Source organism: Streptantibioticus ferralitis, assembly GCF_029223525.1.
Lineage (GTDB): Bacteria > Actinomycetota > Actinomycetes > Streptomycetales > Streptomycetaceae > Streptantibioticus_A > Streptantibioticus_A ferralitis.
Window position 1 is genome coordinate 591,472 of the sequence record NZ_JARHTQ010000002.1, and the last position, 21,541, is coordinate 613,012.

Sequence of the window (21,541 nt, forward strand, 5' to 3'; positions counted from 1 at the left end):
CCGGCAGACCGGCCGATCCAGGGACAAGCGATCCCTGGGATTCAGGAGGTGGCGAATGGCAAGACAAGAGCTGGCCCGTTTCCTGCGCGACCGGCGCGAGGACCTGCGCCCCACCGACGTCGGCCTGCACACCGGCCCGCGCCGCCGCACACCCGGCCTGCGCCGCGAGGAGGTCGCCCAGCTGGCCAACATGTCCGTCGACTACTACGCCCGCCTCGAACAGGCGCGGGGCCCACGCCCGTCACCCCGGATCCTGGACGCCATCACCGCCGCGCTCCGGCTCACCCCGCCCGAGCGGACACACCTCTTCCGTCTGGCCGGCGCGAATCCGACACCACCCGCCGGGCCGGTGCGCCGGGTCCGCCCGTACGTGGCCGACCTGCTGCGACGGCTGCCTGAAACGGGAGCCATCGTCACCGACGCGACGTACGACGTGATCGCCTGGAACCCGCTCGCGGAAGCCCTGCTGGGCAACCTCAGGGAGGAGCCGAACCTGGCCCGTCGGCGCTTCCTGCGCCTCGGCCCCGTTGAGAGTTCCAGCACCGAGGAGTTCGCCCGCATCGCGGTGGCGCGGCTGCGTAGCGCCGCCGACCGCTATCCCCGTGACGAACCACTCGCCCGACTCCTGGCGGAACTACGCGCCGGAAGCGAGGAGTTCAGTGAGGTCTGGGACATCAACCCGGTGCACGCTCCCGGCCACCGCACGAAGACGGTGACCCATCCGGAGATCGGCCGGCTGCGCCTCAACTGCGACGTACTCGCCGTCCCCGACGACGACCAGCAGGTTGTCTTCATCACCGCGGACCCGGGCACTCCGTCCGCCCGGGCACTGCGCCACCTGACGCGGGCCAGCTGACGCGGGCCAGCTGACGCGGTCGAAAAGGTCCCTTCGGTCCCCGGCCTGGTCGAACGTCCGCGAAGACGGCCCGACGCCGCCCCCGCCACGTCCAACGCCTTTGTCAGGACCGCTTACCTTCGTCCCGAACGGCCATGCGGACGTGCGACGTTCGGGAACTGCTGACGCGTCACGTCGGTGGTACCCACGGCCCAGCTGGCCGCCAGGCCAACTGGGCCGTGAGGAGATGGCGTTGCCCGCACGGCGGACAGCCGTGGACGGCAGGTCAGGCGGCCAGCTTCGTACCTGCCCGGCGAGCCACTGAGGCCACCCGCGCCAGGGTCGGTTCGCGGAGTATCTCGGGCAGTGCGGCCATGAAGGCGGGCTCGCTGTCGGCGGCCAGCACATCGCGGCTGACTCCGGCGAGCATCGCCAGCAGTGTGACCGAGTCGCCGCCCAGCCGGTGAAAGTCGGCCCGGCCGTCCACCCGAGCGCGGTCCACCCCGAGGGCGTGCGCCCAGACCTGGGCCACCGCCTCCTCGACGGGGTCCACCACCACGGCATCCGTCCGGTCGGTGGCGGCACCGGGCTGAACGTCGAACGGGTCGGGTAGGGCCCGTACATCCGCCGGAGCCGGTGCCACCTCCGCCGGTTCCACCCGGTGACCGCGGGCCTTGACCTGGTCATCGACGCGTCCGACGAACTCCAACTCCCCCGACGGCAGCACACGGGCCAGGTCACCGGTGCGGTACAGGCGGGTGCCGTCGGCCAGGGTGGGGAAACGCTCACGGTTCAAGTCGGGGCGGCCCAGGTAGCCGCGGGCCAACTGCGCACCACCCAGATACATCTCACCCACCTGTCCGGGGGCGACGAACCGGCGGTCGGCATCCAACAGGAAGACCGTGGTGTTGTCCGCCGGGACGCCGATGGGCACCACCGGGCCCACCCCGTCGGCCTCCGCGTCGAAGGTGTGCGCCGTACAACCGATCGTCGCCTCCGTCGGCCCGTAGAGATTGATGATCCGGCACTTCGGTCCGAACATCTGCTGCGCCCGCGCGGCAACCTCAACCCGCAACTGCTCACCCACCACGACCACACTGCGGTAGCCGCTTGGCTTCAGATCGAACCTGCCGATCAGATCAAGATGGGACGGCGTCACGTTCAGCGTGTTGGCCCCCGAATGCCGCAACAGCCGCCGCAACGAAAGGTGATCCGGGTCGTCACGCATCAGCACCACCTGGCCGCCCGCGAGCAGCGGCAGGAACACCGAGGTCCCCGAAACATCGTGAGAAAGCGAGGTCAGCAGTGGCAGCTTGGTGTCAGCGTCCACATCGAACTCACTCGTCGCCCAGTGAACGTAGTTCACCAGGTTACGGTGTTCGATCTGGACCCCCTCGGGCCGCCCGGTCGTCCCCGCGGTGTAGCTGACGTACGCCAGATCACCAGGGCTGATGTCGGCGTCCGCGCCCCTGACCACCGGGCCGTGAGCGCCCGCCAGTTCATCGAGAGGCAGCGGTCGGCACCCCCCGGGAAGGCAGTGACGCTTGTCGAAGGGGCGCTCCACCAGGCACACGGTGCTGCCCGCATCGCCGAGGAACTCCGCCAACCGCCGGTCCGGATGCCGCACGTCCAATGGCAGACAGCACGCCCCCGACCGCAACACCCCCCACAGCCCGGCGATGGCGGCCACCGACCGCCCCGCCAACAGCCCCACCACCGTGCCCCGGCCGGCCCCGCTCCGGCGCAATCCTTCAGCCACCACGTCCGCACGCCGACTCAACTCGCCATAGGTGACCGCACCCTCCGGCCCGCTCAGCGCCACCCGTCCAGGCGCCCGCTCGACCTGCTCACGGAACAGCCGCACCACCGAATGCTGGCTGGGCAGCGGTCGCTTGGTGCGGTTCCCGGCCCACTGACGATGCTCCAGAGGGGAGAGCGCCTCCTCAAGGACATCGAGCAGTCCCTCCGCGAGTGCCGCGACTCCTGATCCGCCGTACCAGGCCACGGTGATCTCGGTACGCCCCGCAGTCTCGACCAGGTCGATCTTCGGCGGGCCACCGGGACTGGTGTTGTCCAACGTGTAGACAGCCGTCGCACGGAACGTGTCGCTGGACAACCCATCGAGGTCGACCGTGCCCAGATGGGATACGAAAGCCCGACCGGTGTAGGTGTCGGTCTCCGCCGCCTTCTTGTCCAGGTCCTCGGCTCCCGCGCGGAGCAGCGGCAGCGGCAGATTCATGATGGCCGGGTCCGGTCCGGTGGCGAGCTCCCGCCGTTCGGCCATCGCGGTCAGCATGTCACGCTGTACCTCCTCCCAGCCGTCTTCTGCCCGCACGACCAGTCGGAGTGGCTGCGCCAGCGTCGCGGTCGATCGGATGTCCGGGGTGTGGCGGCGCAGGTCCACCGGCACGAGAAATCGGCCGGGGCCGTATGCCGCCGCGAACGCCGCGATCACCTTCGCCGTAGCGCCGAGGTGGGTGCCATCGACCGTTCTACGCCGCCACAGCGGGCCTGACGAGTTGGTCGGGCGCGGACCGAGCGGCGAGGGGAATTCCATCGTCGGGGCGTCGGACACCGGTGGCGGCGCGTCGGGCGCGCAGATCGCCCTGATCAGGTCTTCGCTGTTGACGGTGGACGTCGCGCCCAGCGGGTCATGGCCGCGCAGCACTCTGAAGACGTCGGTCGCCCACATCAGCAGGCCACGTCCGTCCATCACGGCGTGGGCCGCGCGGAACACCACCGTGGACGAGGCACCCGGAAACAGCAGCACCTCGCAGGTTGGGCCGGAGTCGGCCAACTCGGCACGGAGTGCCGGTGAGTCGAGGCGCTCCCAATTGAACGGTTCCCCATCGAGGAGGCGTACTTCGGGCGCCCTTCCACTGTCCACCCAGTGCTTGTCCTCGCGGACCAGCCGAGCGCCCGGGTTGGCCGCCGAGGCGACGGCCACGGCACGGGCCAGTCTGGCGGCCCGCAGTACGCCCTCGCCTTCGACGAGAAGATTGATGGCGTTGCGGTTGGGCGGGACGCCCAAGAACGCCCATTCAAGGGCGGAAACGGATCTACCATACGGTTGCACCATGGATGGATCCCCGTTCGATTTGCGGGATCGGTCGCTGTCAGCCTTGTCAATCAACGTCGATCACGTTTCTTCTATTGCGGTCAAAGATATTTGCAGAAAGCGGTGTTGACCGATGTGGTGGCATCTTTCGGTCAACGTCCCCCAAATGCCGGGCAGTGCTCCCTCAGTTGAACGTATGCGGGGCACCATTTCGTTTCCGGCCCGATCCTTCCAGCAGAGCTGGGCGTACCTGGTCGAACCGATCTCCTTGGGGATAGCCCGAATCGACGCATGTGAAGTATCGAATCCTTCGGTACGCCACCGGTGGTCAACCAAATCCTCAACAGCCCCGACGCCGTCGAACGCCACCCCCCGGTAAGGCGGGGCTTCGACTCGCGGCCACCGGCCGGCGGCGGGTATGCGCAGCCCCATCCTGGCGCACTCGCCAACCCTCCGGCCGCTGCCCTCGTGCCCCCGTCGCCGCCACTTCGAGGCGTTGCGCCCTGCGGGTTGAGCCTGGACGACTCCGTGACGCCCGAGTGGATCCGGGCACCAATCAGGCACCTGGTACGGCGAAAAGGAATCGGCCCGGGCAGCCCCGAAGTTGCCACCTGCTGGACGAGAGTCAGTACTCGGGGGAATCCGGGCACGGTTTTCCCGGTTCCGGGCGACCGAGTGGCCGTTCCCCGACGGGGTGCCTCTCGGACGGGCGGAATCGGACGATCGGGTGCCCGACCAGGCACGGGCCCGCATCACCACGGAAATCCCCGAGATCCGGGCGAGACACTCGGCGGAAGGCGGTCGTACCGCTCGACACACTGTGCCGATGGCGGACTTCCGCAAGGAGTGGCCGTCCCGTCGGCCGGTGGCCCTGGTCGGGCGTGGGGTTGCCTACCGCTGGGGTTCGTTGGGTGTGGGGATGGTCGCGGTGATCCGGAACCCGCCGTCCGGGCGCGGGGCCGCGCTGACGGTGCCGCCCAGGGCGGTGACGCGCTCGTTCAGCCCGGACAGCCCGTGGCCGCCGCTGGGCAGCGGCGCGGGTGCGGGCCCGGTGGGTGGGTCGTTGTCGATGACGACCTTGAGCGTGCCGGGCAGGTGCCGCAGTGTGATGCGTACGGGCGCGTCGGCGGCGTGCTTACGGGCATTGGTCAGACCCTCCTGCACCAGCCGGTAGACCGCGGCCTGCGCCGCCGAGTCCACGCAGGCGGGATCGCCCGCGGTCTCGAAGGTGATGTGCGCACCCGCTGCCCGCGACTCCTCCACGAGTACGGCCACATCCTCCAGGGTCGGCTGCGGCGCCACGGGGGCGTGGTCGTGCCCGTCCGACTCCCTCAGCACACCCAGCACCTGGCGCAGCTCGTTAAGGGCTTGGCGGCCCATCTGGCCGATCAACTTTCCTGTTTCAGTGGCCACTTGGTTGTCACCGGCTGCTCCGGCTTCAAGGGCTCCAGCGTGCACGACCATCAGGCTGACCCGGTGCGAGACGATGTCGTGCATCTCTCTTGCGATGCGTGCGCGTTCCTGCATCCGCGCCTGCGCGGCGAGCAGGTGCTGTTCGCGCTCCAGACGTTCGGCTCGCTCCTTCAAATTGACCATCAGGCTGCGCTTGGCGCCGCGGTACATGCCCAGCAGCACCGGCACCACCACCGACGGCACGACCAGGAAGACCGATGCGGGGATGACCCGCGAGGCCACGAAGTGATTGGCGACCGCGCTCCAGGCGATCAGTGTGAGCACAGCCGCCGCGCAGGCCACGGCCAGATTGCGGCGCGATCGCCCGTACTTGGCCAGGGTGTACAGGCCCACCGGCAGCGCGGCGGGGGAGGGAAGGGTGAACGGCGTCACCGCGATACAGGCCGCGGCCAGCACAGTGGGGTAGCGGCGCCGCCAGATCAGCGCCAGGCCCTGCAGCACGACCAGGGCGAAGACCACCGGTGCCGGTAGCCAGAGCATGTGACCGCCGGAGGGGCTCCTGCTGATCACAAGCGCCGCCGGGTTGGTGAGTGGGTAGAGCAGTACGAGCAGGATGTCGAACAGCATCGCTCGCCGGTGCTCCCACCACCATGGGTGCCGCGGAACCCTCGGGTACAGACCCGCGAGCATGGGTAGCACCACAGCGGCCAGCGCGACGAAGGCCAGTACCAGCGCCATGCCGGCGCCCGCCACCCCGTGGTGCGGGGCGAAGCGCCGCACATGCAGGAACGCCGCGCCCAGAACGACAGCACCCCCGGCGGCCGCGGACAGGCATACGGTGCGCAGCGCACGTGTGTGCCGTGCCAGCGAGTAGTACGCGACCACCACGGTCAGCACCGACCCGGTACCCAGCAGCAGACCGCAGGAGACCAGCGCGGCGACCGCGACCGGCCACCGGCGCCTGCCCACCAGTAGCGCCGCCGAAGCCACCGCCAGCCACCCGTACGCCGACTGCGGCAGCGGGCTGTAGATCTCGCCCAGCGCGAAGGCGGAGCGGACACGGACATCGCAGGCCGCGCATCCGGCCGCAATCAGCAGGTCCAGCACCAGCCGTGCCCATGGGCGCCAACCAACGGCCCGAACCCGCCACCCGAGGCGCCGCCACCTCTGTGGCTGAGCCTCGTCCAGCGGCGAACCGGAGGCTATCGGAACGCCGTCGGCGACGTTGGACGGGTGCTCAGCAGACATGTGAAGGGCCCAACAGGTGAGTGCGGATGCGTACGGTGAGGGCGTGCCGCCCGGCACGCTCACAGCACAGGACGCTCAGTCACGCTGCGGCGTTCCCTGGTCGTTGTCATCCGTGCTCAGGACCTGATCGGCGCCACCCGGGCCATGCTCCTCGCCGACATCGACACACCCGCTCGACCGGCGACCTGGCCGAACGGCACCGACTGGCGAAGAGCACGGTCTCCCATCACCCGGGCATCCAGCACCGCGCCGGACCGGTCACCAGGACGCGGGTACGCCCGCACGCCCTGGACCAGCAGACCCGACCGTGCTTCCGCAGTCCTCCGAAAGGACGTCAGCGCCTCCGCAAGTGCGTCAGCACATCGGCCGCGCGTTGGTGGCGCACGCGGCAGGCGTTCAGTTGGCCTGCACGTCAGGGGTGAGGCGGTCGAAGGAAACCATCAGGTGCTCCGGGCCGCGCAGGATGGTGTTTTCCCGGTACGGCGGCGGATCGGCGACCAGGCGGGGCGAATCCAGTCGGCGGGCCAGGGCGGTCAGGGCGATCTGTGCTTCCGCACGGGCGAGGGTGGCACCGATGCAGTAGTGCAGTCCTCCGCCGAAGCCGAGGTGGGCATTGTCCGGGCGGTCCGGGACGAACCGGTCGGGGTCGGGGAAGCGCTTGGCGTCGCGGCTTCCCGCGGCGAGCACCAGGCGGACCCTGGCGCCCTTGGGGATGGTGGTGCCCGCGATGTCGATATCGGCCAGTGTGCTGCGCCCGGACATCTGCACGGGTGGGTCGTAGCGCAGTACTTCCTCCACGAGTGGGGTGGCGAGTGCGGGGTCGTTGCGTAGCCGGGCGAGCACTTCGGGGTTGCGCAGCAGCGCGAGTGTGCCGTTGGCGATCAGGTTGACGGTGGTTTCGTGACCGGCGATGAGGAGAAGACCGAGCGTGACGCGCAGGTCGACCGGTCCCATCCCACCTGAGGGGTCCTGGCTGAACATCAGGCCGGACAGCAGGTCGTCGCCGGGGGCGGTATGACGTTGCTGGATGAGGACTTCGAGGTACTGGACCAGCTCGGTCCGGGCTTGTTGGAGTTCGTGGATCTCCTCGTCGGTCTGGGTGTCGACGGGATCCAGTCCTCGGGTGAGTCGGCGGGCGAGACTGCCGAAGACGGGTTCGTCCTCGCGGGGCACGCCCAGCAGTTCGCAGATCACGGTGACCGGCAGGGGATAGGCCAGTTCCGCGACCACATCGAGCTGCCCTGGCTGCGGGGTGGTGTGCGCGTCGAGCAGTTGGGTGACCACTGCGTGGATGTGGTCGCGCATGCCCATGATCCGCGGGATGAATTCCTGGGTGACCAGGCGCCGGAGCTGGTCGTGGTTGGGCGGGTCCTGGACGAGCAGGCTCCTGGCGGCCGGCCTTGCGGCGTCCTGCGGATTGAGACGGTCGGCGCTGATGCGCGGGTCGTGCAGCAGCTGCGCGATCTCGTGGTAGCCGCTGACCAGCCAGGTCCCATCGTCCATGCGCGCGACCGGCTGCTGGCGCATCTGCGCGAAGTAGGGGTACGGGTCGGCACGGTTGCCGTGCCGGAGGACGTGTGTGAACAGATCGGTGGCCGAACACGGCGTAGTCGTGGTCATGGGGGTCTCCCTTACTGATGTGCGGTCAGGACCGGCCCGGCGGTTGCTGGGATGTGCGGGCTGCTGTCACGGGTGACGCTGTGTTCTGGGCTGGCCCGGTGAGGGAACTCGGCGTCGACGGGATCGAGTTGGGCCGGGCCGTCGGGAGCGTTGAGCACTGGTGGGAACGGCGCTCTGGCTTCGATGAGGGCGGCGTATCCGTTCAGCACCCGAGGAGAGTCCACCGCGACGGCGCCGACCAGTCGGCCTCGTTGCCCGTAGGCGGCGACGAACCGGTGCTGGTCGAACGATCCCTGGGTGACGACGACCTGGTCGGCGATGGTGGGCAGGCCCACGGACTTCAGGTTGACCCCGAACTGGTTGGACCAGAAGGCGGGCAGGGGTTGGTGGATGCGGTGGTCGAGGGGATCGTGGGTCATGTTGTGCGCGGCGGTGCGCGCCTGGGCGACGGCGTTGTCCCAGTGGTCCAAGCGCAGGGGGTGTCCGGGGAAGAGCGGGTGCGGCCAGCGGGCGACATCACCGGCGGCGAAGACGTCCTCGACGACGGTCCCGTCGGCGGCCAGCGCTCGGCAGGCGCCGTCACACCTCACCCCACGGTGATCGGCGGCCAGTATGGAATCCGCCAGCCACTCGGTGTTCGCCACCGCACCCGTCGCGACCACGGCCACCTCGGCGGGCAGCACGGTCCCGTCGGACAGTCGTGCCCGGCGCAACCGCCCGGCCGGATCACCCTCCAAGGCGTGCACGGTGGTGTTCAGTCGCAGGTCCACCCCGGCGTCACGGTGCAGATCGGCGGCGACCCGGCCGATCACACCGCCCAGCGCGCTCGCCAAGGGAGCCCCGCTGCGCTGGGTGACCGTCACGTTCAGCCCCAGATCCCGGCACGCCGAGGCGACCTCGCCACCGGTGAAGCCGCCACCGATCACCAGCACCCGGCGGGGACCGGACAGCAGCGCCGCGCGCAACCGGTCGGCGTCGTCCCGGCTGCGCAGCACATGCACTCCGTGCAGGCCACCCCCGGCCCGCTCGGGCCACGGGCGTGCGTGGGTGCCCGTGGCGATCAGCAGCCGGTCGAAGTCCACCCGCCGCCCATCGGCCAGCGCCACCTGGCGGCCGGGCACGTCCAGCCCCGTCGCGGCGCTGCCCAGCAGCCACCGCGCGTCGATGTTCCGCACCCGGGGCAGCACCGTGTGGTCCGTGGTCAGCCACCCGGACAGCACCGCCTTCGACAGCGGCGGCCGGTCGTAGGGCTCATGGGGCTCGTCGCCGATAAGGGTGAGATCCCCGGTGAATCCCTCGTCCCGCAACGCCTCGGCCGCGCGCAACCCGGCCAGCGAGGCGCCGACCACGACGATCCGACCGACGCTGCCTCGCCCTGCCGGGCCCATGGCGGTCACTGGTCCTGCCTTGAGGACAGGGGTGACGCCTCAGTGGCGCCGCTCAGCGTGATCGCCTGTACGGGGCACGCCGCAGCGGCCCGCTCGACCTCGTGGCGCGTGCTGGCGTCGGGCGCGTAGTCGTACTCCAGCGACTCCTCGCCGTGGAAGCGGAAGACCGTCGGCGCGGCATAGACGCACTGTCCGTAGCTCTGGCACCGGTTCAGGTCCACCACGAGCCGCAGCGTCTCCGGTGGGGACTGCCTGATCATTTCTTCCCTCTCATCGCTGGTCGGCGTGAGCCCGGCATCGGCAGGTCCGCCATCCGCGGGCTGACGGCGGCCACCCGGCCTGTCATCGCGAGTCCAACTCGAATAGTGATCGCTATTGGAACCGTACACGCTATCCGGACTTTGACATAGCGACTGCTATCTGAATAGTCTTTGCAACATGGATGCGGAGCGCGATGAACCAATACGGCAGCGGTTGACCCGAGGCGAAGCCAAGGCCCGCACCCGGGCGCTGCTGCTGGACGCGGCGGCCCGGGTCTTCGCCCGCAAGGGCTTCACCGGTGCCTCGGTGGAGGAGGTCGCCGAGGCAGCGGGCTTCTCCACCGGCGCCCTCTACTCCAACTTCGACAGCAAGGAAGCCCTGTTCCTGGAACTGCTGTCGCACCGCCAGACGGACCGCATCACCGAGGCCGCCCAGGCACTGAACAGCCATGAGGTGGGCACCGGGGAAGCCGCCGCCGAACTGGGGCGCCTGCTGATCGACGTCGCCGACAAGGACATCGACTTCGCGCCGCTACAGGCCGAGTTCTGGCTGTACGCGATCCGTAACCCTGAGGTACTGGACACCCTGGCGGCCAAGCTGCGTGAACCACGCAGGGCGCTGGAAGACGTGATCAGCACATCTCTCGCCCGGCAGGGTGCACCCGCCGGCGTCTCCCCGGAAGCGGTGGCCACGGTGGTGGCGGCGTTGTTCCAGGGCCTGGTGCGCCAGCGGCGCATCGACCCCTCCAGCGTTTCCGAAGCACTCTTCGGCCAGGCCCTGAAGTGGATCTTCGTCGGAATCAGCGCCAGCGACGTGCCCGCGCCCGACGACGGCGACTGACCGTCACGATCGCCCCGACGACCGTCACTGTGAACGGCCGCGCAGCAAGGCTGATCAGGCGTTGCGGCCTCCCACGAAGGAGTTGCCCTTCATGAACCCGACCCGACACCCCCGCCGTGCGGGCCGTCCGCGCCGCCCCGGCGCGGCCCGGATCCTTCGGATTCGCTACGCCGCCGTCGGTGTCGTCCTGGCCCTCACCTGGATGGGCGAGGGCAACGAGCCAGCCTGGGGACACGCCCTGCGCGCTGTGCTCATCCTGCTGATCGTGCCGCCCGCGCTCCTGCTGTCCGATCGCCGGCTCACCCGGGCGGTATACGAATCCGCGCACCCCCGGTGGCCCATCGCCCGACTGATCACCGTCAGGACGGCCATCATCTCGGCGGCGTTCGGGGCGGCCTACCTGCTCGGCTGCCTGGTAGACCCGCACGCCGCACATTCCGTCGTCTTCTTGGGCGTTCGACTGCTGCTCGTCCTGCTGACGATTCCCCTGCAGATCCGTGCGGCGCACCGTATGCGCGCGAGCGAGGTGCATCCGTCGACCGACCCCGTTGTGTCGGCACCCCGTCTGATCGGCGCCAAACTCGCCCTCATCGCCGCCGCACTCCTCGCCCAGACGCTGCTCGGCCACTACACGCCCAACGCCAGCGCGATGGTCGCGGCGGCGATCGCCCTCACGGCGGCCATCGTCGGCCCTCGCATCCACGACTGGCTGCTCATCACCCCGACCACTCCGAAGAACGCACCGTCACGGGCCGCGGCCTGACTCGAATCCGCCCCTGCCAACTCCGGCAGGGGATCGGCCCCTTCGGCAATCCCGAGAACGGCGAACCTCAAGCTCGGGCCCGACTCCGCCCCTTCACCTGGACAGGGCACGGCGCCGCATGGAGCTGGTTGCGGCAGCACGATCCCGAGGGGATGGCCCGGCTCATGCCGGCGTTCTTCGCCCTCGATCTGGACGATTCGCCGCACGCCAGGATCAAGTTCTACATGACGGTGGCCGAGCAATCCACGTCCGAACTCCAGGCGCGCGCGGACCATTTGTCCAGTGTTGCCGGACGTACCGCCGCCGACTTCATCGACAGCCTGTCGACCCACGGCTCGACCGCACTCGCCGGTCCTGGAGTTCGGCCGACGCTGTGTTGGAGCATGACGTCGCACGACCGCCTACGGCCCGACGACGCAACGCTGTACCTGCCCTTCAACCGCTACACGCCGGACGGGCAGGAGGCGTTGGGCCGTCTCCGGAAGATCCTTGAACCAGCGCACTTCCACCGGATCGAGCGCCTCGTCGCACAACGCACTGGCGACGGGGCCCCGTCGGAACCGGTGAACCCCTTCCTCTGGGCGGGGACGAAGCTGAACCGAGGAGGGAAGGTCCTCACCCTCTACGTCTCAGCGGACGTCGTGGACTCGGCCAGCCGCACCGCGCAGTGACGCACTCCGTCCGCCGTCTCAAGATGAGCCGGTGGTGCTCGGTGGTGCGGGGGCCGCGCTCGGGGTGGGCGCGGCCGCGGCCCGGTCACCCGATGTCGTCCGGCCAGCCGCTGACCGGATAGTCGACGAGGAGTTGCTGATCACGCCCGACGAGGCGGTCCACGGCGCCGCACTGCCGGTCTCGAAGCCCGGGTTGCCCAGCAGCGCCGGGGTGCACCCGCCGCCGCTGCCGGAGCCGACGGCCCAGGAGAACGTGGTACTGCCGGAGGCACCAGTGGTGTCGGTTGCGGTGACCGTCACCGACGAGGCGGAGGCCGGTACGCGGGTGCGCCGTTCTCCTACCCACAACGCGAGGTGCCTGCGGCCGAACCCATCGGCCGCAGGCACCTGTTGAACGTGGCGGATGCGAGGCGCCCGTCAGGCTGCCACGGAGAAGCTCCGCAGAACGCGCAGTTGGTCGGCGACATCCGCGAGGCTGGCGCAGAGCGCGCTCAGCTCGGGCGCCGCGGGCAGCGCGAGCGGGCGGGTGGGGCGCCGGGCTGAGGCGTCCGCGGCCAGCCGCGCCAGGGCGTCCGCGAGGTGGCGGGTCTCATCCGCGGGCAGGGGGCGCTGACCGTGCTCCAGCCGTACCGCGCAGGCGGTGGTGGCATCGACCAGCCGCTCGACGGCCAGCAGGGCGGGCGCCCACTGGGCGCCGGGCACCCCGGCGGGCGGCAGTTCCGCCGCGGCCTGCGCGACCGCCGTACGGGCTTCGCCAAGCGCGCGGTATGCGGCCCGCCGCAGCCGTACCCGCTCGTCGTGCCCCTCACCCGGGGCGCTCACGACCTGGGCGAAGTACGCCTCGGCGGCCCGCAGCGCGGCCGCCCAGTGTTCGGCGACCGCCACCCGCCGACCACCGAGCCATGGCAGATGCCCCACGATGAACGCGATCAGGCAGCCGAGCAGGGTGTCGACCATTCGCGCGTCGGGCGCGCCGTTGGTACCGCTGACGACGGCGAGGGCGAGCACGATGCTGGTCAGCGCTGCTGTCTGGAAGGCGAAGTGCCGTGCGGCGATGGGGATCAGGGCGCCACCCAGCGCCGCGGCGGCCACCGGCCCGGCGACTCCCGGCAAGGTCGCGTCCAGGGCGGCGAATACGGCGATGCCGAGGGCGGTCCCCAGCACCCGGCTGACCGCGCGGGAGAACAGCGGCCCCAGATCCGGCTTGGCGAGGAAAGCCGCGGTGACCGGCAGCCAGTACCACTGCGCGGGCCGCAGCACTTCGGCGACCGCCACGCACGCGCCCACGCACAGGGCCACCCTCAGTCCGTACTCACGGCCGAGCGGGCCGACGGCCCTCCGCAGGCCCGGATGGTTGCGCAGCCGATGCGTTCGCGGCGGCACGGGGGCAAGGGAGTGCGGCGCGTCGAACACCTCGGCGGCGCGCATGAGCGCCTCGTGGAGGGCACGTCGACCAGGGGTCTCGGGCGCGGGCGCGCCGAGCGGGCCGCAGGGTTCCGCGTCGCGCACGGCACGGGCCAGCCGCAGCGGAGCGTCCAGGGTCGTGCTGGGCAGCCGCCTGCCTTCCCACAGCAGGGTCACGGCCGCTTCGCTCACCGCGGTCGCCGCGGACAACTGCGCCCGCAGGCGCCGCTCGGCGGCCGAGGCGCGACTGAGACGGCGGATGCCCCGGTGATGATCCAGGGCGGCGTGGGCGTCGTCGAAGGCGGCGGTGAGCCTGCGGCGTTCGGCGTCGCCACGCTCGGTACCGGCCGCACCCAGCACGGTGCCGAGCGCGTCGAACACCGCCGCGACCGCCTCACGCTCCGCGGAATGCGGCTCAGGCAGCGCGACGGAGACCACCAGCAGCTGCCACGACGCTCCGACCAGGACCAGTACCGGACCGAGCCAGACGGGTCCGTGATGTGGCAGGCCGATGCCGATCAGCAGGTTGGCCAGGAACTGCAGCGCCGCGGCGGAAGCGATCGGCCCGATGGCGCTTGCCGCCCCCGAGACATAACCCGCCAGCGCCAGCGCCGGCACCAGCCACAGGGCCTCCGACGGGATCCCCGCCGGGATGGCCGCGGCGAGCAGAACGCCGAGCAGGATCCCTAGCGCCCCCGCACAGGCGGGCACGCCGATGCGCATCAGCCGGGTGCGGCGGGTACCAGGACGGTCATTGACCGTGGCGTACAGAGCACCCAGAGCGCCGAGCACGCCCCACGCGACGTGGTGCGTGGCGACTCCCACCGCCAGCAGCGGTCCGGTGGTGAGTGCACCGCGCAGAACAGCTCCGTACGGAACGGGTACACGTGGCACACGCAGTGGGTGGCGAAGCCATTCGGGGACGGTGGGACGGCGGTGCGAGACGGCGGCCACGTGGCTGGGGTTCCCCCTTGATTCAGTCGCTGCTGACCTGCTCAGCTGTCGCGCAGAGCGTCCGGCGGGGCATCGGCGTCCGCCTCTGACGTCCGCGGCTCGCGACGGCAAGATCAGTATATTTGCCGGTCTGTGACCGGCTGTTTCCGGTCTGCATATCCCGCCTGTCCTACACATGAACGATCGGGGCGGTGTCGATCATCCCCGGCGGCACTGTCGCTCGATTCGGTCAAGCGAAACGATTGCGTTTCGACGGGGTGCGGTCTACCTTCGAAGAGTACGAAACAGTTTCGATTCGATCAGAGAAGTCCGACCAGAGAAGAAGTCCGACCAGAGAAGAAGGTGGTGGGGATGTCGGCCGCCGCCAACGCCGAAGGTGCCCGCCGTACCCGCCTCACGCCGGAGCGCGAGGGCGAGCTCTACACGGCCGTTCGCGACCTGCTCCGCGAGGTCGGCTACGACGCACTGACTATGGACGCCGTCGCCGCTCGCTCCCGGTCGAGCAAGGCCACGCTCTACCGGCAGTGGCAGAGCAAGCCCCGGCTGGTCGCCGCGGCGCTGCGGCATCAGCGGCCCCCACTGAACCGGTTCGACACCGGCTCGCTCCGCGGAGACCTCCACGAGCTGGCCCGGAGAATGGGCGAGGCGAAGAAGGACGTCGCCGTGATGCAGGCCGTTGCCCCGGCCGCCCACAAGAACAAGGACCTTGCCGAGGCCCTTCACGAGGCCTTGATCCAGCCCGAGCTGGAGGTGCTCCAGTCGATGCTCGACCGGGCGGTGGCCCGGGGCGAGGCAGAGGCGGGCGCGCCAGCTCACGAGTTCTTCCCGCACATGGTGACCGGTGCCCTGATGGCCCGCCCGCTGATCGAGCGGTGCGAGGCGGACGCCACCTACCTCAAGCGCTATCTGGACGCCGTAGTCCTTCCGGTGCTGGTGCGGAACTGACAGCAGTACTGACCCGGAGTCACCCGGAGGACCTTTTCATGTCATCCACCTCTGTCGACGCGCGCGTCGCCACCACCGACCGGTCGGACACAAGGCCCCTGAAGGATGCGGGGCATCACGTTCCGCACCGCTGGTGGGTGCTGGCCGTCATCGGCCTCGCCCAGCTGATGGTGGTGCTGGACGCGACCATCGTGAACATCGCCCTGCCGTCCGCACAGCGGGACCTGGGCTTCTCCAACGACGGTCGGCAGTGGATCGTCACCGGGTACGCGCTCGCCTTCGGCAGCCTGCTACTGCTCGGCGGCCGCCTGGCCGACCTGCTCGGCCGCCGGACGACCTTCCTGATCGGCCTGGTCGGCTTCGGCGCGGCCTCCGCACTGGGCGGCGCGTCCAACGGTTTCGCCATGCTGGTGATCGCCCGTGCGCTGCAGGGCCTGTTCGGGGCGGTGCTGGCGCCGTCCGCGATGTCCCTGCTGACCACCACGTTCACCGACGTCAAGGAGCGGGCCAGGGCGTTCGGCATCTTCGGTGCGATCGCCGGTTCCGGCGGCGCCATAGGTCTGCTGCTCGGCGGTCTGCTCACCGAACACCTCAACTGGCGCTGGACCATGTACGTGAACGTCGTGATCGCCGTCTTCGCGGTGGTCGGCGCGATCGTCTTCGTCCGCCGTCAGTTGCCCGCCGAGCGGCCCAAGCTTGACATCCTGGGCGTCGCGCTGGTGGCCGCCGGGCTCTTCGGCCTGGTCTACGGCTTCTCCAACGCCGAGACACACAGCTGGGGCAACTGGATGTGCTGGGCGTTCCTGGCCGCCGGCGGGGTGCTGTTGGCGCTCTTCGTGCTCTGGGAGACCCGGGCCAGGCATCCCCTGCTGCCGCTACGCGTGTTGGGCGACCGGAACCGGGCGGGGGCCTATGTCAGCGTGTTCGTCTCCGGCGCGGGCATGTTCGGCGTGTTCCTCTTCCTCACCTACTACCTTGAGGTGACGCTCGCGTACTCGCCGGTCAAGACGGGCCTGGCATTTCTGCCGATGGTCGGGGCCCTGATGGTCACCGCGCAGCTCTCCATCAACGTGCTGGTCCCGCGGATCGGCCCCAAGGCGGTCGTGCCGGTCGGTATGGGACTGGCGGCGGGCGGCATGGCCTGGCTCACCGAACTCGGCCTGCACAGTGGGTATGCCGCCCACATCCTTCCGCCGCTGCTGATGTTGGGCGTCGGCCTCGGCCTGGTGATGCCGCCGGCCATGAGCCTCGCCACGCTCGGCGTCGCACCCGCCGACCAGGGCGTGGCATCGGCCATGGTCAACACCATGCAGCAAGTGGGTGGTTCGATCGGTACCGCGCTGTTCAACACCATCGCGGCCACCGCGGCGACCAACTACGCCAAGAGCCACCTGGGCATGGCGAACCTCGCCGCGCACGCCGGACTGCACAGCTACGCGGTCGCCTACTGGGCGGCGGCCGGGTTCTTCGCCGCCGGTCTGGTCATCTCGCTGCTGCTGTACCGGCGGGGCCGCCCGATGGCGCAGGTGGCGGCCCCCTCGGGGGCGGCGTCGGCGGCCAAGCCGGGAGCCGACCCCGTCCCCCCGCCGGTGACCGGGTCGGCCCTGTCCGACGAGTTGTCGGCGAGCCCCTTCACAGGCGTCCGGGGCCGGGTGCTCGGCGCCGGCGGTGTCCCGGTGCCGCGCACCGCGGTGACCCTGATCAGCCCGAGCGGTCGTCAGCTCGCACGTGCCATCGCCGCGGAGGACGGGCGCTACGCCGTGGACGCCCCGCAGAGCGGAAGCTATGTCCTGGTCGCCTCCGCCCCTGGCCACCAGCCGCAGGTCGCCACGATGGCCGTGGGATCCGCACCCGTCGACTTCGATCCCGTACTGGCCGGGATCGGGGGTCTGGCAGGGAGCGTCCGCGCCGCGGGCGCCCCGCTGCCCGGCGCGCTGGTCGTGGTCACCGACGAGCGCGGCGAGGTGGTCGGCTCAACCACCAGCGACGCCGACGGCGACTACCTACTGGCCGAACTGGTGCCAGGGGACTACACCCTGACGGTCAATGCCCCCGGCCACCGGCCCTCGTCCGGTCCGGTACTCGTCGCGGGCGACGCACCCACCCGGTACGACGCCGAGCTGAGCTCCGCCGTCGCGATCCACGGAACGGTGCGCAACCGCGCCGGGGACCCGGTCGAGGACGCCCGGGTGTCCCTGCTGGACGCGACGGGAAGCGTGGTCGGGACGCACACCACCGGTATCGACGGCGCCTACGCCTTCGCCGATCTGCCGGGCGAGCAGTACACACTGATCGCCACCGGCTACCCGCCGGTCACATCCCAGGTGACGGTCACCGGCAGCGGTCAGGAAGGCTTCGACCTCTCTCTGGGACACGGCGGCTGACCCGTCACGAGCCGTCCACCGCCGCCCGGTTCCCTATCAGCGACCCGTGAGGGTGGCCGTCAGCAGGCGGGCGGCCAGGGGAGAAGGGGCGCCGAAGTCGTAGCTCATGTTGGACACCGAGTAGACCCCGCGGATGGACAGGTCACGAGTGGCGAACATGCCGTTGGCGTAGCCGTCGTCGTGGCCGGTCTTGCCCCGCAACAGGGTGCCGTCGGGCAGGGGGTGGACGTCAGCCCGGCACCGAAGCAGGCCGTCCTGTTGCGGGAGGTCCCGCCGACGAACGGGACCGGCTTGCCCGCGGTGTCCTCGGGCAGCGTGAACATCTCGTTCAGCTGCCCGGCGGGCAGCAGGCGGCCCTGGAACAGATCGCTGATGAAGTGGTCGAGGTCGGCCGGGGGGTGGAGCCCTTCCACAGTTGGCCAGGCTCGCCGATCCGGGCGATCGCGCCGGACGCCCCGTCGGTGGGCCGGGTCTCGATGGCGGCCTGCAGGGCGGCCGGGTTCAGCGCCGGGAAGGCGGTCGCCTGGGCAGGCGTGGTGCTGCCGTTCTCCGCGGCGAAGGCCTGTGCGCCGGTCCCAGCGGTCAGGCTGACCAGGGCGGTACCGGCCAGGCCCAGCGTGGCGATCCGGCGGACGAGCGGGCTCTTCATCCAATGCTCCGTCGGGTCGGCAGAGATCAGGGCTTGGTTACGTGATCATCCTGTTCACCCGCAGCCCAGCCAGGTATCCGGATCGACCAGGAGCCTTCCCCCATGCACCCCTGACCCGCTATCAGGAAACACCTCGTTCGCAAGATGGAGGAGGTCGACCTCGCAGCGTTCCGCGGCGACGTGGAGGGGTGCTCCCCGGCGTCCGGTGCCGGGTACTCACCTGATCCAGTTCGGCGCGCGTGATCGGACCGGAGCTGGTCTGCTGGTGTCGGGGACCGTCGCGCCAGTACCCAGGAGAGCTTCAGATGAGCACCTACCGAGTCGCGCAGGTGGCCGCCGCCGGCGGTCCGTTCGAGATCGTCGAGCGTGAGGTACTGGAGCCGGGCCCCGGCCACGTACGGATCGCCGTGGACGCTTGCGGGGTCTGCCACAGTGACTCCGCTTTCGTGAACGCAGCGTTCCCCGGCGTACGGTTTCCGGTGGTTCCCGGCCACGAGATCGCCGGGCGCATCGAGGCGCTCGGCGAAGGGGTGCAAGACCGCGGCTGGCAGGTGGGCAACCGGGTGACGGTGGGCTGGTTCGGCGGCAGCTGCGGCTACTGCACACCCTGCCGACAGGGCGACTTCATCGTGTGCGAGAACCTGAAGGTCCCCGGATGGGCGTACGACGGGGGTTTCGCCGAGGAGGTGATCGCACCCGCGGATGCCCTGGCCAGGATCCCCGACGCGCTGTCGGCGACCGATGCGGGGCCCATGGCCTGCGCGGGGGTGACCACGTACAACGGGCTGCGGCGCAGCTCCGCCCGGCCGGGCGATCTGGTCGCCGTCCTCGGCATCGGCGGCCTGGGCCACCTGGGCGTGCAGTACGCGGCCGCGATGGGCTTCGAGACCGTGGCCATCGCCCGCGGCGCGAGCAAGGCCGACTTCGCCAAGCAACTCGGCGCACACCACTACGTCGACAGCACAGCGGCCACCCCCGTCGCGGAGGCGCTGCAGTCGCTCGGCGGCGCCAAGGTCGTCCTGGCCACCGCCGCCAATTCCGACGCCATCACGGCGACCGTGGACGGGCTCTCCCACCGCGGCGAGCTGGTGGTCATCGGTGCGGTTCCCGAGCCGCTGGCGATCAACCCGACCTCGCTGCTGATGCGCGGCAGCATCGTCCGCGGCCACCTGTCCGGCACGGCGCAGGACGTGCAGGACACCATGGCGTTCAGTGCCCTGCACGGGATCCGCCCGATGACCGAGGTCGTGCCGCTGGACCAGGCGGATGCGGCGTACCAGAGGATGATGGCCGGTGCCGCACGCTTCCGGATGGTGCTGACCACCCGCTGACGTCGCACGTGCTTCTCTCGTGTGCGCGGCGCCAGACGACGGCGTCGCCGGAGTGGGCGATCACCTACTCCGCGGCCGCCTCCGGAGAGGTGCTGTCCGCGGCCCGCGCCCCGCTGTCCGGCGCAGCCACGCCGCTGCGGCGAATGCGGACTGAGAGATCATGTGCGGCTTCGGGTCCTGGTCCTCGCATTAGGACAAGCCCATCGTGGTCATGTGGTCATGGATCGCATCGGCGTCAACCTGCTCCCCATCGACCGCTCGTCGGAGCCCTCGCACCGCCTCTGCGGTCGACAGTACGGGCCTGTCGTCGAACTCCCCGTCCGGCACACGTTCGAGCAGGGGGCGATGAGACCGTAAGGACCGCGAGCTGCCTGTCTGTTGGCAGAATCTCAGCCAACTCATCGACGGACCTGAGGAGGTCGGCGCACGTCGTATCCGTCATTGACCCTCGGCCTGACCCACTTCGAAGGACGAAGCTGGAACGGCTGGCACCACCACGTCACCCTCGTCTCGGCCGCCCACGCCTTCTGCACCCTGCAACGACTGACCCGAGCGCCCAAATACACGGCGTCAGCCTGAGCCTCTACCAAGTCCTCCGCGAGATACAGACGCTCCTCGCAATCTGAACCTGCGCCTGCCCACCCGCCATCAGGACATACCCACACCAAGGCCAACCTGGCCAAGCCCTACCAGTTGCCCCCACGAGTTGATTCGTCCTGGTCACCACCTGGCCATACCTCGGCAGGCGCATGCTCCCGCGAATTGGGCCAGCTACTCGGCGAGGCCCGACACTGCGACCACCTTGTCGATCCGTACCCGGACGAGGAGTTCGCCGGGGACTGCGTTGCGGGCGCCGATCTCCTCGGCCCGGGCAGCGCCCATGTAGCGGGCCGCGATCCGGGTGGCCCACTTCCGGACCTGTGGCAGGTCCTCGCTGAGCTCCGCGCGGCCCTGCAGTACCGCGAACCCGTACGGCGGCCGCTCATCATCCACGCACAGGGCGACCCGGCCGTCCCGGGCGAGGTTGCAGCCCTTGACCGTGTTCTGACCGGTGTTGAACACCAGCTCATCGCCGTCGAGCAGAAACCAGATGGGCGCGACGTGCGGGCCGCCGTCCGCGCGAACGGTGGAGAGCTTGCCGGTCCGAGTGCCGGACATGACGAATGCGCGCCACTCGGCGTCGCTCATCTTCTGTGCCATGGCCGCATGCTGCCTGATGGAAGGCCGGGTGACGGCAACTGACGCGCGGACTGACCAGCCCCATTCAGCAAGGTTGACGCAGGCGGCTCCAGCGCTCTGCAGGGGAGCGGCAAGCGCGCCGGGATGTCGGACGGTGCGACCGCGGGAGTGAGGCGGGAAGGCGGCTACTCGGAGGGCAGGGCCTCCAGGGCGCTGCCGAAGAGCAGACGCCCGGCCCAGCGCGTCGGCGCGTCGAACAGGGCAGGCAGGCACCGTACCCACAGGTCCTCGCGCCATACGATCCACGACCCCGGCCCGTGCGAACGCACCTCGATTGTGGCCCAGCTCGTGACGACAGAACCTCGCTGGCGCGCATCCGCCACCCGTGGGGCAGTGCTGCTGAGATCAACGCATCGAGCCCAATTCTTGGCCCCCAGCCATCGGCGTAGGCGTCGCAGTGCGGCCTCGACTTGGAGTTCCCCCACTGATCTGGACAGCCTGATACTGGGACGGATGAGTCCCGGAGGAAGCAGTCCAGGTAGTGAGTAGCAAGAGCAACATGAGCAAGCGGTACTCGGCGGAGTTCAAGCGTGATGCC

18 protein-coding genes and 1 pseudogene are annotated in these 21,541 nt (G+C 70.1%); 9 read left to right on the plus strand and 10 right to left on the minus strand.

The genetic code is table 11. The features are described from left to right. Positions 1 to 55: 55 nt before the first annotated feature. A complete protein-coding gene (locus P2L57_RS05565; protein ID WP_275809080.1) occupies positions 56 to 856 on the plus strand; it encodes a helix-turn-helix transcriptional regulator in 801 nt (266 codons plus the stop codon). 265 nt (positions 857 to 1,121) lie between these two features. Here P2L57_RS05565 and P2L57_RS05570 read toward each other — a convergent pair whose 3' ends face one another. The 5 genes from P2L57_RS05570 to P2L57_RS05590 form a co-directional block, all read right to left on the minus strand. Beyond that, entirely contained in the window at positions 1,122 to 3,914 is a 2,793-nt protein-coding gene (locus P2L57_RS05570; protein ID WP_275809082.1) for a non-ribosomal peptide synthetase, read from the minus strand. A gap of 870 nt (positions 3,915 to 4,784) precedes the next feature. Then, positions 4,785 to 6,554 carry a sensor histidine kinase gene (locus P2L57_RS05575; RefSeq protein ID WP_275809083.1) on the minus strand — a complete coding sequence of 590 codons (1,770 nt, stop codon included), beginning with the start codon at positions 6,552 to 6,554 and terminating at the stop codon, positions 4,785 to 4,787. 396 nt (positions 6,555 to 6,950) lie between these two features. Then, complete coding sequence (locus P2L57_RS05580; protein ID WP_275809086.1) at positions 6,951 to 8,174, minus strand: cytochrome P450; 1,224 nt, start codon at positions 8,172 to 8,174, stop codon at positions 6,951 to 6,953. Positions 8,175 to 8,185: 11 nt separating this feature from the next. Next, complete coding sequence (locus P2L57_RS05585; RefSeq protein ID WP_275809223.1) at positions 8,186 to 9,562, minus strand: NAD(P)/FAD-dependent oxidoreductase; 1,377 nt, start codon at positions 9,560 to 9,562, stop codon at positions 8,186 to 8,188. A 5-nt stretch (positions 9,563 to 9,567) separates the two neighbouring features. Then, the gene (locus P2L57_RS05590; RefSeq protein WP_275809227.1) at positions 9,568 to 9,795 is read right to left on the minus strand and encodes a ferredoxin; all 228 of its coding nucleotides are present in this window, start codon (positions 9,793 to 9,795) and stop codon (positions 9,568 to 9,570) included. 205 nt (positions 9,796 to 10,000) lie between these two features. Here P2L57_RS05590 and P2L57_RS05595 point away from each other — a divergent pair, with 205 nt between their 5' ends. The 4 genes from P2L57_RS05595 (at position 10,001) to P2L57_RS40570 (ending at position 12,491) form a co-directional block, all read left to right on the plus strand. Then, a complete protein-coding gene (locus P2L57_RS05595) occupies positions 10,001 to 10,663 on the plus strand; it encodes a TetR/AcrR family transcriptional regulator (RefSeq protein ID WP_275809089.1) in 663 nt (220 codons plus the stop codon). A gap of 91 nt (positions 10,664 to 10,754) precedes the next feature. Next, positions 10,755 to 11,426 carry a hypothetical protein gene (locus tag P2L57_RS05600; RefSeq protein ID WP_275809092.1) on the plus strand — a complete coding sequence of 224 codons (672 nt, stop codon included), beginning with the start codon at positions 10,755 to 10,757 and terminating at the stop codon, positions 11,424 to 11,426. 128 nt (positions 11,427 to 11,554) lie between these two features. Continuing rightward, the gene (locus P2L57_RS05605; protein ID WP_275809095.1) at positions 11,555 to 12,097 is read left to right on the plus strand and encodes a hypothetical protein; all 543 of its coding nucleotides are present in this window, start codon (positions 11,555 to 11,557) and stop codon (positions 12,095 to 12,097) included. 31 nt (positions 12,098 to 12,128) lie between these two features. Beyond that, positions 12,129 to 12,491 carry a hypothetical protein gene (locus P2L57_RS40570; protein WP_372515612.1) on the plus strand — a complete coding sequence of 121 codons (363 nt, stop codon included), beginning with the start codon at positions 12,129 to 12,131 and terminating at the stop codon, positions 12,489 to 12,491. 23 nt (positions 12,492 to 12,514) lie between these two features. On the opposite strand, the gene P2L57_RS05615 is transcribed toward P2L57_RS40570, so the two are convergent. Then, the gene (locus P2L57_RS05615; RefSeq protein WP_275809098.1) at positions 12,515 to 14,395 is read right to left on the minus strand and encodes an FUSC family protein; all 1,881 of its coding nucleotides are present in this window, start codon (positions 14,393 to 14,395) and stop codon (positions 12,515 to 12,517) included. A gap of 411 nt (positions 14,396 to 14,806) precedes the next feature. Between P2L57_RS05615 and P2L57_RS05620 the strand changes: the two genes are divergently transcribed. Then, the gene (locus P2L57_RS05620) at positions 14,807 to 15,400 is read left to right on the plus strand and encodes a TetR/AcrR family transcriptional regulator (protein WP_275809101.1); all 594 of its coding nucleotides are present in this window, start codon (positions 14,807 to 14,809) and stop codon (positions 15,398 to 15,400) included. 38 nt (positions 15,401 to 15,438) lie between these two features. Further along, on the plus strand, positions 15,439 to 17,784 hold the full coding sequence (locus P2L57_RS05625; protein WP_275809103.1) for an MFS transporter: 2,346 nt from the start codon (positions 15,439 to 15,441) through the stop codon (positions 17,782 to 17,784). A 36-nt stretch (positions 17,785 to 17,820) separates the two neighbouring features. Here the strand turns inward: P2L57_RS05625 and P2L57_RS05630 are convergent, their stop codons facing one another. Next, the gene (locus P2L57_RS05630) at positions 17,821 to 17,985 is read right to left on the minus strand and encodes a hypothetical protein (protein ID WP_275809107.1); all 165 of its coding nucleotides are present in this window, start codon (positions 17,983 to 17,985) and stop codon (positions 17,821 to 17,823) included. Positions 17,986 to 18,112: 127 nt separating this feature from the next. Beyond that, positions 18,113 to 18,433 carry a hypothetical protein gene (locus P2L57_RS05635; protein ID WP_275809110.1) on the minus strand — a complete coding sequence of 107 codons (321 nt, stop codon included), beginning with the start codon at positions 18,431 to 18,433 and terminating at the stop codon, positions 18,113 to 18,115. A 305-nt stretch (positions 18,434 to 18,738) separates the two neighbouring features. Here P2L57_RS05635 and P2L57_RS05640 point away from each other — a divergent pair, with 305 nt between their 5' ends. Continuing rightward, positions 18,739 to 19,764, plus strand: coding sequence for an alcohol dehydrogenase (locus P2L57_RS05640; protein WP_275809113.1), 1,026 nt, complete (start codon positions 18,739 to 18,741; stop codon positions 19,762 to 19,764). Positions 19,765 to 20,211: 447 nt separating this feature from the next. Continuing rightward, positions 20,212 to 20,374 (plus strand): annotated as a pseudogene (locus P2L57_RS05645) (IS701 family transposase); the annotation flags it as partial. A gap of 161 nt (positions 20,375 to 20,535) precedes the next feature. Here the strand turns inward: P2L57_RS05645 and P2L57_RS05650 are convergent. Together P2L57_RS05650 and P2L57_RS05655 are read right to left on the minus strand one after the other, a co-directional pair. Further along, positions 20,536 to 20,964, minus strand: a complete 429-nt coding sequence (locus P2L57_RS05650; RefSeq protein WP_275809116.1) for a PPOX class F420-dependent oxidoreductase — start codon at positions 20,962 to 20,964, stop codon at positions 20,536 to 20,538. Positions 20,965 to 21,128: 164 nt separating this feature from the next. Then, the gene (locus P2L57_RS05655; RefSeq protein ID WP_275809119.1) at positions 21,129 to 21,272 is read right to left on the minus strand and encodes a hypothetical protein; all 144 of its coding nucleotides are present in this window, start codon (positions 21,270 to 21,272) and stop codon (positions 21,129 to 21,131) included. Positions 21,273 to 21,541: the final 269 nt, after the last annotated feature.

Bases quoted from the DNA above. Each gene is read 5' to 3' on its own strand.
- P2L57_RS05620 (WP_275809101.1), top strand. From the start codon at position 14,807: ATGTCGGCCGCCGCCAACGCCGAAGGTGCCCGCCGTACCCGCCTCACG.
- P2L57_RS05570 (WP_275809082.1), bottom strand. From the start codon at position 3,914: ATGGTGCAACCGTATGGTAGATCCGTTTCCGCCCTTGAATGGGCGTTC.
- P2L57_RS05625 (WP_275809103.1), top strand. From the start codon at position 15,439: ATGTCATCCACCTCTGTCGACGCGCGCGTCGCCACCACCGACCGGTCG.
- P2L57_RS05635 (WP_275809110.1), bottom strand. From the start codon at position 18,433: ATGAAGAGCCCGCTCGTCCGCCGGATCGCCACGCTGGGCCTGGCCGGT.
- P2L57_RS05600 (WP_275809092.1), top strand. From the start codon at position 10,755: ATGAACCCGACCCGACACCCCCGCCGTGCGGGCCGTCCGCGCCGCCCC.
- P2L57_RS05565 (WP_275809080.1), top strand. From the start codon at position 56: ATGGCAAGACAAGAGCTGGCCCGTTTCCTGCGCGACCGGCGCGAGGAC.
- P2L57_RS05585 (WP_275809223.1), bottom strand. From the start codon at position 9,562: ATGGGCCCGGCAGGGCGAGGCAGCGTCGGTCGGATCGTCGTGGTCGGC.
- P2L57_RS05640 (WP_275809113.1), top strand. From the start codon at position 18,739: ATGAGCACCTACCGAGTCGCGCAGGTGGCCGCCGCCGGCGGTCCGTTC.
- P2L57_RS05575 (WP_275809083.1), bottom strand. From the start codon at position 6,554: ATGTCTGCTGAGCACCCGTCCAACGTCGCCGACGGCGTTCCGATAGCC.
- P2L57_RS05580 (WP_275809086.1), bottom strand. From the start codon at position 8,174: ATGACCACGACTACGCCGTGTTCGGCCACCGATCTGTTCACACACGTC.
- P2L57_RS05650 (WP_275809116.1), bottom strand. From the start codon at position 20,964: ATGGCACAGAAGATGAGCGACGCCGAGTGGCGCGCATTCGTCATGTCC.
- P2L57_RS05595 (WP_275809089.1), top strand. From the start codon at position 10,001: ATGGATGCGGAGCGCGATGAACCAATACGGCAGCGGTTGACCCGAGGC.